The sequence below is a fragment of the Bacillus sp. AFS031507 genome (assembly GCF_002584635.1).
GTDB lineage: Bacteria > Bacillota > Bacilli > Bacillales > Cytobacillaceae > Neobacillus.
Genome location: NZ_NUOW01000110.1, coordinates 1 through 203 on the forward strand (window position 1 = coordinate 1; position 203 = coordinate 203).

General features: G+C 40.4%; 1 protein-coding gene. It reads right to left on the bottom strand.

Translation table 11 applies throughout. The annotated features are described in order from the left end of the window. Positions 1-203 (bottom strand): transposase (locus COE25_RS30080; protein WP_142354544.1); only part of this gene is annotated, 203 nt, incomplete at both ends.

Here is a 203-nt window from a genome sequence, read left to right on the forward strand (position 1 = left end):
TCTTGGGTCATTTTCTTTTTGCGACAATCACGAATGGCACATTTAACCGCCAAATATAAGGCACGCCTTAGCCTACTCGAACCTCTCTTAGTTATTTTGTTTACAGTTCCTTTAAACCTGCCAGATTCAAAGATACTAGGGTCAATTCCGGCAAATGCTACGAGTTTTTTAGGGTGAGTAAACCGATCAATCTCACCAATTTC